A 15,008-nucleotide genomic window follows, 5' to 3' on the forward strand; every position below is an offset into this window, starting at 1 on the left:
TTCAGCACATGGGTGCAGGTTGAGACTAGGGGCTGCTTCTGACTGCGGAGTTAACGCAAAGCGGGAATCTCGTCCGAATCTGAGGTCTCGACAGTGTTTTTCAGCTCCAAACCGGCAAAATCGAACAATTTTGGGTCCAAAAGGTGAGATGGGCGCGCATTCATCAGCGCTCGGAACATCACCTGACGGCGTCCAGGACTGTTTGATTCCCACTGGTCGAGGATCTGTTTGACCTGCTGACGCTGCAGCCCGTCCTGACTGCCGCAAAGGTCGCAGGGAATGATTGGGTAATTCATGGCCTTGGCGAATTTTTCGCAATCAGCCTCGGCCACATGTGCGAGGGGACGAAACACGAACAGGTCGCCTTCTTCATTGACAAGTTTCGGTGGCATAGTGGCCAGACGGCCACCATGGAACAGGTTCATGAAGAAGGTCTCCAGAATGTCGTCGCGATGATGTCCCAGAACCACGGCCGAACAGCCTTCTTCGCGGGCAATCCGGTACAGATTGCCGCGCCGTAGCCGCGAGCAGAGCGCGCAATAGGTGCGGCCCTGCGGCACCTTGTCGACGACAATGCTGTAGGTGTCCTGGTACTCGATCCGGTGTGGCACGCCCATCTTTTCCAGAAACTCCGGCAGAACCGTGGCCGGAAAGCCCGGCTGGCCCTGATCCAGATTGCAGGCCAGAAGATCCACCGGCAGAAGGCCGCGCCATTTCAGTTCGTAAAGCACCGCGAGCAGCGTATAGCTGTCCTTGCCGCCGGACAGGCAGACCAGCCAGCGCGGCGTACTGCCATCGGCGCGGCGTTCCACCATACCGTATTGTTCAATCGCCTCACGGGCATAGCGTACGATGCGTTTGCGCAGCTTCTTGAACTCGGTGGTAGAGGGCGCACCGGCAAATAGTGGGTGGATTTCGTCCAGATCATCATCAAGCATGACGGCCCCCTAGCCGCTGAAACGCCTTTTGCCAAGAAGAATCCGTGAAACCTGTTCCGAAGCGCCGCCCGTGTCATCCAAACCTGCTTTCGCAGCGTAGACCCTCAAAAGGAGACGATGATGCGAGCACTAGTGGTCTGCGCCTATGCGCTGGTTCTTGGGGTTTTCCTGTCGGCCTGTGGTCGTCCCGACCTTGGGGATGAGACGCTGAGCGACAAGCAACTGAACCTCGAAGAGTACTTTGATGGACGCACAGTGGCCTATGGTCAGTTCACGGATCGGTTCGGAACCGTGCGGCGGCGTTTCAAGGTCGAAATCGATGGTACTTGGGATGGCAACACGCTGACCCTGGTAGAAGATTTCCAATATGCCGATGGCGGCACGGAACAGCGAATCTGGTCGCTGACAAAAACAGGCGAGGAGAGCTGGCAGGGCACCGCCGAGGGCGTTCAGGGCGTCGCAACGGGCGAAGAGAGTGGCGATACTTTCAACTGGCGCTATACCATCGATCTGCCGATGCCGGATGGTGACACGATGCGGGTCAGCTTTGATGACTGGATGTGGCTCCTGGAAGACGGACGCCTTCTGAACAAGGCCTACATGAGCCGCTTTGGCGTGACGCTGGGCGAGGTGACCATTTTCTTCGAGAAGAAATAGCCAATCAGTTGTCCGGTGGTGCGGGGGGGTGGGCATTCTTGTCTGGAACCGGGTCGTAGCCATCCCCGCCAAACGGGTGGCAGCGCCCAATCCGCCGCGCTGCAAGCCAGGTACCCTTTATCGCTCCGTGCTTTTCCAGAGCCTCAAGCGCATAGGCAGAGCAGGTGGGCTGATACCGGCAGTTAAAACCGACCCATGGGCTGAAGATCAGCCGATAGGCGTGCACGGGCAACGCTATGAGACGGGCAAAGGGTGACATGCGCTCTAGATAGGCCCCGATGACCTTGCATGAAAGTCCCGCGGCCAGATCAGCCGTGAATTTTCCTGAGGGCGTAGATAAGATCCCGCTTCAACTCTTCGAAGGGGCGCTGGGCCGTGTCCTGCGCACGCCCGATCAATACATAGTCCCAACCGGCACGGCCATGTGCGGGCAGCACCATGCGGGCCACTTCACGCAGCCGGCGCTTGGCGCGGTTGCGGGCAACCGCATTGCCGACTTTCTTGGAGCAGGTAAAGCCGACGCGAATCCCGCCATCATCACGGCGGTTGCGCCCCTGAACCATCATGCCCTTGCTGCCCTGACGGCGCGCGCGCGCTGCCGCAAGAAAATCACGGCGTTTGGTGATGACTTCGATGTTGGTCAGTGGTTTGGCATCATCCAGACAAACGGAAACCGCCGAAGGCGTATCCCTCGTGTCGGCAGAGCCGTCCTTGGGAGCCTTCGGCGGTGTCATTCCGTCAACGCGTGCAGCGTAGCGCGAACTTATGCGCTCAGCTCTTTGCGGCCACGTGCGCGGCGTGCGTTCAGGATCTTGCGGCCTGCCTTGGTGGCCATGCGCGCACGGAAGCCGTGGCGGCGTTTGCGAACCAGGTTCGAAGGCTGATAGGTGCGTTTCATCGCTCCGGTCTCCACATTATGTCATCGGGCGCGGCGCGGAATCGCCTGCCGGGTGTAATCTCGAAGCCCGGTCTTTAGGAGGGATCGGACGCCAAGTCAAACCCATTGGCTGGGTTTTTCGCTGCTTTTCGCGCCCGAGGGCAGCATTTATGTCAAAAAACTGCGTCGACATCCGCTATGGAGCCTTTGAACGGGCCAAATATTACAGAGGGCCACCCGGGTGGCGGAAATTCTCACAAATACTATGTCCGGTGATCAAGCGCCCGTGAACTGCTATGCCGCGGGCGTGCACAGGGGCCATATTGGCCTTAGGACGCAGGGCGACACAAGCGAGGCAGAGAGACATGAGCAACGGAACCGATTCAAAACCAAGCCCGCAAAAGAAGGGGCTGGCCCGGCATTTGCCACTGATTGTCGTTGCCATCGTCGCAATCATCGGTGCGGTCACACTCAATGACTATCTGACCTTTGATACCCTGCGCGACAATCGCGAGGCGCTCTTGGGCTTTCGGGATCAGAACTACCTCGGACTGGCTGCCGCCTTTGCTGCCATCTACATCGTGATGGTCGTCTTTTCACTTCCCGGTGCGGCGGTGGCCTCGGTAACCGGGGGGTTCCTGTTCGGTCTCGCCATGGGGACTGCCTTGAATGTGGTGTCGGCCACGATTGGCGCTGCCGGTATTTTCCTGGCGGCGCGCTGGGGCTTGGGCGAGATGCTGTCCGCCCGGTTCGAGGCGGCCGAAGGACGGGTGCAGATGCTGAAACATGCGTTGCGCCAGAACGAGATCGAGGTGCTCTTGCTGTTGCGGCTGGTGCCTGCGGTGCCGTTCTTTGTGGCGAATCTCCTGCCGGCCATGGTGGGCGTGAAGTTCGGCAACTTTCTGTGGACCACTGCGCTGGGCATCATCCCCGGTGCTATCGTCTTTACCTGGATCGGGGTTGGCGTTGGTGCCGTGTTCGACAGGGGGGAGGACCCTGACCTGTCGCTCTTGTGGGAGCCACATATCATCGGCCCGATTCTGGGGCTCTGCGTTCTGGCCGCCATGCCAATCATTGTGAAATCTCTGCGCGGCAAACCGCCCCGCAACACGCCGGAGGCCTGATCATGCCCAGTATCACATGTGATTTGTTGGTGATTGGGGCGGGCTCTGGTGGTCTGTCGGTTGCGGCCGGGGCAAGCCAGATGGGCGCGGATGTCGTGCTGCTGGAAGGGCATAAAATGGGCGGCGACTGCCTGAACTACGGCTGCGTTCCCTCTAAGGCGCTGCTAGCCAGCGCCAAGGCCGCCTATGGTCAGGCCCATTCCAGTGCTTTTGGCGTTGCCGACCAAGTGCCGCAGGTGGACTACGCTGCGGCAAAGGATCATGTGCGCGACGTGATCGAAACCATTGCCCCCGTGGACAGCCAGGAGCGCTTTGAAGGCTTTGGCGTGCGGGTGATCCGGGAGTTCGGCCGCTTCATTTCGCCGCGTGAGGTGGAGGCGGGCGAGGACGTGATCAAGGCACGGCGGGTCGTGATCGCGACCGGCTCTTCCCCGCTGGTGCCGCCGATTCCCGGGTTGGATCAGGTTCCTTACGAAACGAATGAGACCCTGTTCGATTTGCGCGAGCGCCCGGATCATCTGCTGATCATCGGTGGAGGCCCTATCGGCATGGAGATGGCGCAGGCCCACGTCCGCCTTGGCTGCAAGGTTACGGTCATCGAGGGTGGTACGGCTTTGGGCCGCGATGATCCCGAGGCCGCCGAGGTGGTTCTGGATCATCTGCGCAGCGAAGGCGTGGAAATCGTCGAGCAAGCGCTCGCGGCCGAGGTGCGCGGGCAGGCGGGCGCAATTGAGGTGGAAGCCAAAGACGGACGTATTTTCAAGGGCACACATCTTGTGGTGGCGGTGGGGCGCAAGGCGAATACCGAGCGGCTGAACCTTGAGGCCGCAGGCATTGAACAGACAAAGACCGGGATCAAGGTCGACGCCAGCCTGCGCACCACAAATCGCCGGGTCTATGCCATCGGAGATGTCGCGGGCGGGCTGCAATTCACTCATGTGGCCGGATACCACGCCGGGGTGATCATCCGCTCCAGCCTCTTTGGTCTGCCGTCAAAGGCAAGGACTGCGCATATCCCCCGTGCGACCTACACCGACCCGGAACTGGCACAGGTCGGCCTGACCGAGGCCGAGGCGCGAGAGCAACATGGGGAGAGGCTTGAGATCGCGCGGTTCGATTACAGCCACAACGACCGCGCCCTGGCCGAGCGCAAGGCGAAGGGGTTTATCAAGGTGATGGTGGTCAAGGGGCGCCCCGTGGGCGTGACCATCGTGGGCCATCAGGCAGGAGAGCTGATCAATCTCTGGTCTCTGGTTCTGGCGAACAAGATGAAGATGAGCCAGGTTGCGGCCATGGTCTCTCCCTATCCGACGATCGGAGAGGTAAACAAACGCGCAGCGGGGGCCTATTTCTCTCCGCGCCTATTTGATAATCCCAAGGTTGAACGCGTGGTCCGGTTTGTTCAACGCTGGATCCCCTAGGCCGAAAGGGGCGCAATGCTGAATACGCTGTCGGGCAGATTCCTGGTTCTGACCACGGTCTTTGTGATGCTGGCCGAAGTGCTGATCTTTGTGCCCTCGGTCTCAAGGTTCCGGCTCGACTACCTGTCCGACCGACTGGAGCGGGCGCAGATCGCATCGCTTGCATTGCTGGCTGACGATATGCTGGACAGTGAGCTGGAAGCAGAGCTTCTGGAGAATGCCGGCGTGTTCAACGTGGTCCTGCGCCGGGATGAGATGCGGCAGCTGGTTCTGTCCTCTCCGATCCCACAGCCTATTGAAGGCACGTTCGATCTGCGGATGACCGGGCCCTTTACCCTGATTGGTGATGCGATGAAACGGATGGTGACGCCTGGCAACCGGATCATCCGGGTCATTGGCGCACCGGTACGGGATGCGGGGCTACTGATCGAGATCACCATGGAAACGGCCCCCTTGCGCGCGGCCATGATCGATTATGGCGTGCGTATCCTCGTGCTCTCGGCGGTGATCTCGGTCTTTACCGCGCTCTTGCTGTTCATGGCCGTGCGCGTGTTTCTGGTGCGTCCGATCAAGGGTGTGGTGGGTTATATGCAGCGCTATGCGGCAGCGCCCGAGGATGCGCGCGGCATCATTCAGCCCAACGCCGGCGTGACGGAGCTGCGCGAAGCCGAAGAGGCGCTTATGAAGCTGCAGACCGAACTGACCCAGGCGCTGAAACAGAAAGAGCGGCTGGCCCAGTTGGGCGGAGCCGTCGCCAAGGTCAGCCATGATCTGCGCAATATCCTGACCTCCGCGCAGCTCTTCACCGCCCGGATCGAAACCAGTGAGGACCCACTTGTGCGCAGGCTGGCGCCCAAGCTGGTGAATTCGATCACTCGCGCCGTGTCCTTGTGCGAAGGGACCCTGGCTTTCGGCCGCGCAGAAGAACCCGCGCCCACGTTCACTCAAGTCCCCCTGCGCGAGATTGCCGGCGATGTGGCCGAAAGCGAATCTCTGGCGGCAACGGGAACCGAGATCGACATCCATGCCGATGTGCCGCCCGATCTGGTTGTGCGGGCAGATCAGGAGCAGTTGTTCCGTATCGTGATGAACCTTGTGCGCAATGCCCGGCAGGCCATTGCGGCGACCGGGAAGCCGGGCCGGATCACCATCTCTGCACAGGATGAGGTGGAAACCTGGTTGATCCGCATCGAAGACACCGGACCGGGTTTGCCCCAAAAGGCGCAGGAAAAGCTCTTCACACCGTTCCAAGGTGGTGCCCGCAAGGGCGGCAGCGGTTTGGGTTTGGCCATTGCCCAGGAATTGGCACGCGGTCACGGTGGCGGGGTCTACTTGCGCCACACGGGGCCAGACGGGACGGTTTTCGAGATTTGCCTGCCAAAGGGAGACGGTGCGTTTTAGTCGGGGCAAGGGCGCGGTGTCCTCCACTCCAACTAAATTCTTTTTTGGGGTTGCGCCGGTCATCTGCTAGGATTAAACCCCGCCTCCAGTGGACCGATAGCTCAGCTGGATAGAGTACTTGACTACGAATCAAGGGGTCGGGGGTTCGAATCCTCCTCGGTCCGCCACTACCCAAACAGCCGTTTGCGGCTGTTTGGAACAGGCCAAATGGAGGGCGGTTTGTCCTTCCTTGCCGGGAGCCTTGATCCCGCAGCAGTGGACCGATAGCTCAGCTGGATAGAGTACTTGACTACGAATCAAGGGGTCGGGGGTTCGAATCCTCCTCGGTCCGCCACTGCTCTCCGTTTCAGGCCATGGCTAGGCCGGACGTTCGCAAAATCTTCCCTCTGTATTCAGCGTGCTTCGACCTGCGGCTAGCGCATCTGCGGCAGCTAGGGCCGGTGGTCATGCCCCGCATCGGCATGCGATGATTCTGGCCCTTTGCCCCGCTGGAATTGCGAATCGATGTGCCGCTCATCGCAGGACCCCCAATACATAGACGCGCACGAACGAGCCATTCTCGTGGCCCATCTCGGGTGAGAAGCAATTATGTTATTGAACAGACGTGGATTTCGCAGGAAGGGGATTTTTCCAAAACGTTAAAGTTTGGATAGCCATTTGTCGGTAGGATCGTGCTTCAAGAGTGAACTCATCGCGGAGCCTTCGAGTGTTTTTTAAAGGTAAGACGCGGGCGGCGCCCGAAAGAGCTGACATGGATCGTGTCATCGCGGACATGATCGAGCGGACGCAGGCCACGATTCAGTTCGAAGCTGACGGGACCATCATCACGGCGAATGAGAACTTCCTGTCGCTGATGGGCTACCAGCTTAATGAAATCGTTGGAAAGAACCACTCCATGTTCGTCGATCCAAAGTTCGCCAGCAGCGGTGACTATGCGCAGTTCTGGACGGCGCTGCGCGCAGGCCGGACCTTGTCGGATCAGTACCCTCGCCTTACGAAAAACGGTTCTGTTGTCTGGATTCAGGCGACCTATGCAGCGGTGCCCGGTCCCGATGGCAAAACGGAAAAAGTGATCAAGGTTGCAACGGATGTCACTGAACGGCGGCGCGCCCTTCAAGAAGTTGCCGCAGGTTTACAGGCTCTCAGCGAAGGTGACCTGCGCCAGCGAGTGGTGATCCGCAACGCCGAAGATATCGGTGTGATCGCCAAGGCTTACAACCGCTCGATGGAACAGCTCGAAAAGGCCGTGAATACCGTCAAAAATGTCTCCTTTGCCGTCACGCAGACCGCATCGGAAATCAGTCAGTCTTCTACCGATCTGTCACATCGCACCGAAAGCCAGGCCGCCACGCTGGAGCAGACTGCCGCCGCGCTGGAGCAGTTGACTTCGACCGTGCGTGCCGCAGCGGCCGGCGCACACAAGGTTGAAGAGATCGTTGGAAACACCCAGTCTGTCGCCGTGCAGAGCGAGCGCGTGGTCTCCGATGCCATCAGCGCCATGTCCGCGATCGAATCCTCCTCCGAGAAGATCGCGAAGATCATCACCGTGATTGATGACATCGCTTTTCAGACCAATCTCCTTGCGCTGAACGCCGGTGTCGAGGCCGCCCGGGCCGGGGATGCCGGGCGCGGCTTTGCGGTTGTGGCTGCCGAAGTCCGCGCCTTGGCGCAGCGATCCGCAATCGCAGCGGGTGAGATCAAAGACCTGATCGATGAAAGTAAGGAGAACGTTGGAACGGGTGTGGACCTGGTCGGGCGCAGCGGTGAGGAGTTGAAGCGTATCGTCGATGCGGTTGGCACCATTTCCGGCCATATTTCTGAGATTGCCGTCGGCGCATCCGAACAGTCGACCACACTTGTGGAGATAAGCGCAGGCGTTTCACAGCTTGATCAGGTGACGCAACAGAATGCGGCCATGGTTGAGCAAACAACAGCATCGACTCAGATCTTGTCCAATGACGCATCGCAGCTGTCTCAGGAGGTGCAGGCCTTCAAGACCCGGCCCGATATCGGGGCGGAGACAAAGACCTCGGCCTCATCCAACTCGATTGCGAAAAAAACCGGTCATGCCCCAAGGGCTGCAGCAAGCACCGCAGGCAACGCAGCCCTGCAGGCAGAAGCTGTGCGCTGGGAAGACTTCTAACGGGCGATCAGGCAGGCACCAGGATCGGTGCCCTTTGCAGACGCATACCTATAAAGTGGCTCGCTACGTCTAAAGTGGCGGCCGCTTTTGTTTTGCGGTCGCGAAAAAAGCCGGTCAAAGAGTCAAGGAACAGAGCCCTTCACCCACGCATCTGTGACGGGGCGCAACTGGCGTGTTGACACTCCTGCGCTGCGCCGCAACGCTGTCGCGCAAAACGGGGGCACGGATGAATTCGCAAGCAGTTTCAGGTTTTCCCACGATCCGGACGGTGGGCCTGACGGGTATGATCGTCACCTTTGCCGATGCTTTGGATGAGGCTTCGAATCGGGCGACACTCTCCTTTCGACAGCGCCTGGAAGAGCTGGACTGGGCCGGTGTCCTTGAAACCTCGACCTCTTTGGCCTCCGTTTACATTCGGTTCGACCCGCATGATCTGGACCACGCCCGCTTGGCTGCGCGTCTGAAGGAACAGGTTGAGGCGCGCGACTGGTACCGCGAACCCCTGCCGCCTGGGCGCCGGTTCTGGCGTGTTCCGACGGTCTATGGCACCGATCTCGCACCGCAGCTGCCCGAGGCCGCCGATGCCGCCGGTTTGACCGAGGCGCAGGCCATCGAGTGTCTCGGTTCCTCACGGGTGCGGGTTCTGACCATCGGTTTTGCGCCGGGGCAACCCTACCTCGGGCAGCTTGGTCCAGAGTGGGATCTGCCTCGCCAGACCGAACTGACGCCGATGGTCCCCCGCGGCGCTCTTGTGTTGGCAATTCGGCAATTCGTTCTTTTTTCTTCTTCTACGCCAACCGGTTGGCGGCACGTGGGGCAGACGGGTTTCATGCTGTTCCGGCCGGAGGCTGAAACGCCGTTCGCGTTGCGGGCAGGGGACGAACTGCAGTTCGAGCCGGTCTCACGGACCGATTTTCTGAAGCTGCGAGAAGATGACGCCATCATGGGAGGCGCCACGTGCGAGGAGATTTCGGCATGAGCGGCGTCAAGGTTCTCAAGATTGGACCCGCAGCCAGTGTTCAGGACCTTGGCCGACCCGGCCTGTTGGATCAGGGGGTGCCGCGCGGCGGGGCCGCAGATCCGCTGGCTCTGGCGGAGGGCGCAGCTCTGTTGCAGCAAGACCCGGGGTTTGCTGCGCTGGAGATGGCCGGAATGGGGGGCTCCTTTGAAGCAACCGGTGCCTTGCGCATAGCGTTGACCGGGGCGCCCATGTCGGCCACCCTGGATGGGGCTGCGCTGATCTGGAATGCGAGTTACCGGATTGAGGCTGGACAAAGGCTGGAAATCGGTCCGGCCCGGCGAGGTGTCTACGGATACCTCCATCTTGGCGGCGGTATTGATGTCCCTTCTGTTCTTGGCGCTCGGGCGACCCATTTGGCGGCTGGCTTGGGCAAAGCGACTGCTGCTGGAGAGGTTCTTGTCGGAGGACAGGATAGCGGGGCCGAAACCGGTTTGACGCTTCCGGTGCAAGACAGATTTCAGGGCGGCGACGTGAGGATCGTGGAAAGCTTCCAAAGCGAGCTGTTCTCGCCCGACGTGCGTGTCAGGTTCGCAGAGACAGCGTTTCGGCGCGGAACGCGTGCCAACCGGATGGGGGTTGAGATGCTCTCAGACAGTGAGGGGTTTGCCGCTGACGGTCAGCTTAATATCCTGTCTGAGATCATCGTACCCGGGGATGTCCAGATGACGGGGGACGGAAGACCCTTCGTGTTGCTTCGTGAGGCGCAGACCACTGGCGGCTACCCGAGAATCGGCACAGTCTTGCCTTGCGATCTGCCGAAGGTCGCGCAGGCACAGGCGGGTGCGCCTTTCCGGTTCCGCTGGGTGTCGCTGGAGGACGGGCTGCGCCTGCAGGCCAAACATGAAAAGGATCTGCGCGCTTTGCCAGGCGCCTGTCGGCCTTTGCTGCGCGATCCCGGGGCGATACAGGACCTACTGTCCTACCAACTGATCAGCGGTGCGGTCTCTGCAACGGCCGACCCCTTTGGCACTGGAGAAGTGAAATGAGCAAAACCGTCGACCTGAATGCCGATATGGGAGAAAGCTTTGGGCCTTGGAACATGGGCGATGACGGCGCATTGCTGGATGTTGTCTCTTCGGCCAATATCGCATGCGGCTTTCACGCCGGCGACCCGGATGTCATGGCGCAGACCATGGCACGGGCGCGTGACAATGGGGTGGGGATCGGTGCACATCCGGGCTTTCCCGATTTGCAGGGCTTTGGCCGCCGCCGGATGCATATTTCGCATGACTCGCTGGCAAACATGGTTCGCTACCAGCTGGGCGCGGCGCGCGGCATGGCGGCCGCGCTGGGCGCTGAGGTCCGGCACCTGAAATTGCACGGCGCTCTGTCGAATATGGCCTGCACCGATTACGATATGGCCCGCGCCTGCTATCAGGCGGCGCTCGACGTGGATCCCGACATCATCGTGATGGTTCTGGCCGCCACGGCGATGGAGGAGGTGGTGCGGGATCTTGGCTGCAACTGGTGCGGCGAGATTTTTGCAGACCGCGCCTACAATGACGATGGCACCCTTGTGGACCGCAGTCAGCCCGGCGCGGTGATCCATGATCCGGACCTTGCGGGGCCGCGCATCGTCGAGATGGTCAAGGCGGGCGCGATCATCACTGAAAGCGGCAAGCGCATACCCACCTCGATTGATACGATTTGCCTGCATGGAGACACGCCAACTGCCGTTGAGCTGGCCCGCAGCGTGCGTCAGAGCCTGACCGAAAACGGGATAGACGTGTGCCGGTTCGAGGGGCGGCGGGGCTAAGAAGCAGGCCCCGTCAGCCTGGATGACGGCGGCAGCAGGAATGAACTTTCTGCTGCCTTCATATTGTATGTATAAAAAACATATAGTTAAGGTGTTTTTGGTTGAGATTGGATGTTGGCTCCTATGCGCGGTTGGACGAGTCGGCTATAGCAGGGGTGCGATAAACACAGCGGGGCCAGATTGAGATGACAATCCGTTTCTTTTCCACGCGCGACAGGGCTGTCCACCTTGGCCCTTTCCCGCTTGAACGACTGCGGCGTGTTGTGTCTGGAAAGCGGCCCGACCTTGATCTGGTCCCGCCGTTTCAGCCGCTCGCTTTCTCACGCCCAGAGCTTCCGTCTTCGATCGTCAACGCGATGGGCGACTATCAGGCGATGATGGATGCGATCCGTGATGGTCTGGTCAACAAATCACGCGGCGAATGCCCCGAAGACCCAAAGGAACGCGCGGACCATCTCAAAGCATTTGGGTATTTTACTGATGCTTCGATGGTGGGGATCGGTCCAGTCCCGAATGAGGCAAGGCTGGAGCAGCCCTATCGAAACCCGGGGATCGACCGGCTTGCCCATAAGCTGAAGACACAGCAGACCAAGACGCTCGCCTCCGGGATCGACATGATCATGGCGGACCTGCGCGACGCGATGGAAGCGCCTCCCAGCGGTATTGGGGAGCATTCCCGGGCGATCGTGTTCCTATATGAAATGCCGCGCGATCCACATCCGGGGGAGGCTGGCTGTGACTGGCTTCAGGATGCTGAACACCACCGGGCCTGTCTGCGCGCCAGTGAAAGCGCCGTGGTGCTGGCCAACTACATCCGGCTCTTGGGTTGGGATGCCAAGGCGCATACGGGCACGTCTTCGGATGTGGATCTCAACAAGCTTGCGGTGGCCGCAGGGCTGGCCACGGTTGAAGGTGGCATCTTGTGTGCCCCCTATCTCGGAGAGCGCTTTGGTCTGGCGGCGGTGACGACAGATTTTGATCTTGCGATGGATCGACCGCTTGTTGCACTGGGCAGCCAGCCTAGCGCCGCCACCAAGGGGATGAAATGGTGGCTTGGTATTGGGTCCGAGCGCTCGGCTCTGAACGGTGATCCCTTTGCAAAACGCAGCTTCAAGGATGGGCCGCACCCTTTCGAGACGCTCAAGCGCGTCGACACGCCGACCACCTATATTGACGAGGCGCGTGTCGCGCGGGTGCCCAAGCGTACGGACATGTTCGCTCGCAGCCAGTTTGGCGACATGGGCAAAGGCAATCAGAAAGCCTCCACCGGCGGATTTTACGTTCGCAAGGCGGCGCCCTCCATGGCGCAGCGGCGCATGCTCGGAGCCTTTGTGCTCCTACAGGATGGGGAGCCTGCTGAAGGAGAGCGTCCGACAGATGCCGCCCGCAATGCCGACAACGTAAAGGCGGCCAGCTACTGGCTGGGGATCGATGCGGTTGGGATCAGCCGTTGCCCGGACTGGACCTGGTATAGCCATGATGCCACCGGCGCGCCGATTGTTCCGGATCAGCCCCACGCGATCAGCATGATCGTCGATCAGGGATTTGACACCACCGAGGGCACTTCGGGCGATGACTGGATCGCGGTGGCCCAGTCGATGCGTGCCTATCTCAGGTTTTCGCTACTGGGCGGCGTCATCGCGCGCCAGATCCGCAACCTCGGCTACAAGGCCAAGGCCCATACGGTGATGGACGGCGAAGTCTTGCAACCGCCCTTGCTGCTGCTGTCCGGCCTTGGCGAGGTCAGCCGCATAGGCGAGGTGATTCTCAATCCCTTCCTTGGTCCGCGTCTCAAATCCGGTGTGGTGACCACGGATATGCCGTTAGCCCATGACAAGCCGATCGATTTCGGCCTGCAGAGCTTTTGCGAGGCTTGCAACAAATGCGCGCGCGAATGCCCATCCGGGGCGATCACCGCTGGCCCAAAGTTGATGTTCAACGGCTATGAGATTTGGAAAAGCGACAGCCAGAAATGTACCACCTACCGGATCTCCACGCCGGGGGGAGCGATGTGCGGGCGCTGCATGAAGACCTGCCCATGGAACCTGGAAGGGATCTTTGCCGAGCGCCCCTTCCGCTGGGCGGCGATGAACATCCCGAAGGCGGCGCCTGTGCTAGCCAAGATGGACGATGCGCTGGGCAACGGCGAGATGAACCCGGCCAAGAAATGGTGGTGGGATCTGGAATTGGAAGACGATGGCGGCTACCGGCCCACGCGCAACCCGGTCAATGCGCGTGCCCTGCAAAAGGATCTGGATCTGCGCTACGAGGATCAGACCCTGGCAGTCTATCCGGCCAACCTTGCCCCGCATCCCTGGCCTTATCCTTTTCCTATGGACCGGGAGGCCGGGATCGAAGCCTATCAGGCGATGATTACCGCTGAAGAATATCAGGCCCGCCGGGCCCGCGGTGAGACCGGCCCATGGGATCACACATACTCGAATGATACCGATAGCCCCGTGCTTCAGGTGGTGGTGTCAAAGGCCGAGCAGATGAGCCCGAATGTGACAAAGTATGAGTTTACCGCAGTGGATGGCAGTGATCTGCCCGAATGGACTGCCGGTGCCCATCTGGATATCGTGGTCGCGCCTGAATTCCTGCGCCAGTACTCCATGTCCGGGGATCCGGCGGACCGCTCCCGGTATCAGATCGGCGTCTTGCGCGAAGACGAAGGGCGGGGCGGTTCAAAGCTTTTGCACCGTATCTTTACCGAAGGTCGCCGGGTCTTCATCTCCCGACCCATCAATCACTTCCCTCTCGATGAGAGCGCCGAGAAAAGCTTTCTCATGGGCGGAGGTATTGGCATCACGCCGATGATCGCCATGGCTCATCGTCTGCATGCGCTCGGAAAACCCTTCGAGTTGCACTACTCTGTCACGGACCGGGCGGATGCGGGCTATCTTAAGGACCTCGAGACCGCGCCTTGGGCTGACCAACTCCATCTCCATGTGTCCACAGAGGGAACGCGCGCCGATCTGGACAAGGTGCTGTCGGGGTACCGCAGTGGCTGGCATGTCTACACCTGCGGCCCGGATCGCTATATGACAGCGGTTGTGGAGGCGGCGGAGCGGCAGGGCTTCCCCGAAGACGCGCGGCATCTGGAGTATTTCTCGGCGCCCGAGGTGCCCCAGTATGAAAACCACCCGTTTGTGCTGAAGCTGCGCCGGAGTGGACAGGAGATTGAAGTACCCGCCGACAGATCTGCAACAGAGGTGCTTGCCGATCACGGGATCCATATCGACGTCAAATGCGCGGATGGCATCTGCGGCGTATGCAAATGCGGTCTGATCTCCGGCGAGGTGGAGCACCGCGACTTTGTTCTCTCCAAATCGCAAAGACAACAGTCCATCGTTCTCTGCCAATCCCGCGCCGCCCAGAAGGACGGCATCGTCGAGATTGATCTTTGACCGAGAGGGGAGGGAAGATTGGCGGCCAGAACTTGGGTGGGCAGTTCGGCATGAACTGATTCCTGTCTGCTCAAGGTCGGCTTCTGCACGTCCCATCGCTGCCTTGTAGCTCTTCGCGGACGAACCTCAACATCTTGATGCGGGCAGAATGTCGACTCGTTGGGAGTATCCCACGCCCGGGCCCGCCGGGGCTTCGTTTCCGAATGATCTGGTCGGTTTCTTGACTTGGGGTTCATGGAAAAGTATTTTAAATCAATGTATTG

The 15,008-nt window shown here is 60.2% G+C and carries 13 protein-coding genes and 2 tRNA genes; 11 read left to right on the forward strand and 4 right to left on the reverse strand.

The features are described from left to right. Positions 1-50: 50 nt before the first annotated feature. A complete protein-coding gene (ttcA, locus tag INS80_RS09810; protein WP_192965458.1) occupies positions 51-938 on the reverse strand; it encodes a tRNA 2-thiocytidine(32) synthetase TtcA in 888 nt (295 codons plus the stop codon). 120 nt (positions 939-1,058) lie between these two features. On the opposite strand from ttcA, the gene INS80_RS09815 reads away from it, so the two are divergent. Continuing rightward, positions 1,059-1,595, forward strand: coding sequence for a DUF3833 domain-containing protein (locus INS80_RS09815; RefSeq protein ID WP_226892595.1), 537 nt, complete (start codon positions 1,059-1,061; stop codon positions 1,593-1,595). 4 nt (positions 1,596-1,599) lie between these two features. On the opposite strand, the gene yidD is transcribed toward INS80_RS09815, so the two are convergent. The 3 genes from yidD to rpmH are packed head-to-tail and all read right to left on the reverse strand — an operon-like array spanning position 1,600 to position 2,493. Beyond that, positions 1,600-1,854: a membrane protein insertion efficiency factor YidD gene (yidD, locus tag INS80_RS09820; RefSeq protein WP_192965460.1), complete on the reverse strand. Its 255-nt coding sequence runs from the start codon at positions 1,852-1,854 to the stop codon at positions 1,600-1,602. Between the two features lie 49 nt (positions 1,855-1,903). Next, positions 1,904-2,329 carry a ribonuclease P protein component gene (gene rnpA / locus INS80_RS09825; RefSeq protein WP_192965461.1) on the reverse strand — a complete coding sequence of 142 codons (426 nt, stop codon included), beginning with the start codon at positions 2,327-2,329 and terminating at the stop codon, positions 1,904-1,906. A 29-nt stretch (positions 2,330-2,358) separates the two neighbouring features. Continuing rightward, positions 2,359-2,493, reverse strand: a complete 135-nt coding sequence (rpmH, locus tag INS80_RS09830; protein ID WP_008554144.1) for a 50S ribosomal protein L34 — start codon at positions 2,491-2,493, stop codon at positions 2,359-2,361. Positions 2,494-2,837: 344 nt separating this feature from the next. Here rpmH and INS80_RS09835 point away from each other — a divergent pair, with 344 nt between their 5' ends. The 10 genes from INS80_RS09835 to INS80_RS09880 all read left to right on the forward strand — a co-directional run bounded on the left by INS80_RS09835 (position 2,838) and on the right by INS80_RS09880 (position 14,745). Beyond that, the gene (locus INS80_RS09835) at positions 2,838-3,596 is read left to right on the forward strand and encodes a TVP38/TMEM64 family protein (RefSeq protein ID WP_192965462.1); all 759 of its coding nucleotides are present in this window, start codon (positions 2,838-2,840) and stop codon (positions 3,594-3,596) included. Positions 3,597-3,598: 2 nt separating this feature from the next. After that, complete coding sequence (locus INS80_RS09840; RefSeq protein WP_192965463.1) at positions 3,599-5,017, forward strand: dihydrolipoyl dehydrogenase family protein; 1,419 nt, start codon at positions 3,599-3,601, stop codon at positions 5,015-5,017. A gap of 15 nt (positions 5,018-5,032) precedes the next feature. After that, positions 5,033-6,418, forward strand: coding sequence for a sensor histidine kinase (locus tag INS80_RS09845; RefSeq protein WP_192965464.1), 1,386 nt, complete (start codon positions 5,033-5,035; stop codon positions 6,416-6,418). Between the two features lie 90 nt (positions 6,419-6,508). Beyond that, a tRNA-Arg gene (locus INS80_RS09850) sits at positions 6,509-6,585 on the forward strand. 90 nt (positions 6,586-6,675) lie between these two features. Next, positions 6,676-6,752 (forward strand) — tRNA-Arg (locus tag INS80_RS09855). Positions 6,753-7,169: 417 nt separating this feature from the next. After that, entirely contained in the window at positions 7,170-8,561 is a 1,392-nt protein-coding gene (locus INS80_RS09860; RefSeq protein ID WP_226892596.1) for a methyl-accepting chemotaxis protein, read from the forward strand. Between the two features lie 226 nt (positions 8,562-8,787). Beyond that, entirely contained in the window at positions 8,788-9,540 is a 753-nt protein-coding gene (locus INS80_RS09865) for a 5-oxoprolinase subunit B family protein (protein WP_192965465.1), read from the forward strand. Next, positions 9,537-10,568 carry a 5-oxoprolinase subunit C family protein gene (locus tag INS80_RS09870; protein ID WP_192965466.1) on the forward strand — a complete coding sequence of 344 codons (1,032 nt, stop codon included), beginning with the start codon at positions 9,537-9,539 and terminating at the stop codon, positions 10,566-10,568. Before INS80_RS09865 ends, INS80_RS09870 begins: the two co-directional genes overlap by 4 nt. Beyond that, entirely contained in the window at positions 10,565-11,338 is a 774-nt protein-coding gene (locus INS80_RS09875; RefSeq protein WP_192965467.1) for a LamB/YcsF family protein, read from the forward strand. Before INS80_RS09870 ends, INS80_RS09875 begins: the two co-directional genes overlap by 4 nt. Positions 11,339-11,523: 185 nt before the next feature. Further along, positions 11,524-14,745: a reductive dehalogenase gene (locus tag INS80_RS09880; protein WP_192965469.1), complete on the forward strand. Its 3,222-nt coding sequence runs from the start codon at positions 11,524-11,526 to the stop codon at positions 14,743-14,745. The last annotated feature ends 263 nt before the right edge of the window (positions 14,746-15,008 follow it).

Source organism: Phycobacter azelaicus (assembly GCF_014884385.1).
In the GTDB taxonomy this organism is placed as follows: Bacteria; Pseudomonadota; Alphaproteobacteria; order Rhodobacterales; family Rhodobacteraceae; genus Phycobacter; species Phycobacter azelaicus.